Annotated in this window: 1 protein-coding gene; it reads right to left on the bottom strand. The window is 60.5% G+C overall.

Annotation, left to right across the window (positions count from 1 at the left end; all coding sequences use genetic code 11):
- Positions 1-3 precede the first annotated feature (3 nt).
- On the bottom strand, positions 4-370 hold a 367-nt coding region (locus HZR81_RS23780; protein ID WP_500129418.1), incomplete at its 5' end, for a transposase.

Here is a 370-nt window from a genome sequence, read left to right as displayed (position 1 = left end):
GGTTCATCGCGCTTTCCCGGGGAAGGCGGCCTTGATTTTCAGGAAGAAGTACTCCGAGTCCCGGAATCCATAGGCCATGCGCTTGATTACCTTGATGCGGTTGTTAACACCCTCAAGGACGCTGGTATGCATGTGGAAGTGAGCACTGGCAAGGATGCCTCGCGCGTATTTGCGCAGGTTGCGAGCGAAGCGTTGCAGCGGCGCGAGGTCGCTCTCGCGAGCATGTCGCAGCCAGGTTCGCCAGCGCCGCCAGCCCTCTCTTACGCTGGGGGCGTACCAGACGTCCTTCAGCGCATCCTTGAGCACATAGACCGTAGCCAACGGCTGGTTGGCAGCAAGCAGCTCCTGTAACTGCACGGCCTGTCCGTCC

Origin of the sequence: Pseudomonas sp. LM13, from assembly GCF_041381355.1 — a bacterium.
Classification (GTDB): Bacteria; Pseudomonadota; Gammaproteobacteria; order Pseudomonadales; family Pseudomonadaceae; genus Stutzerimonas; species Stutzerimonas frequens.
This window is presented reverse-complemented; position numbering and strand designations above follow the sequence as displayed.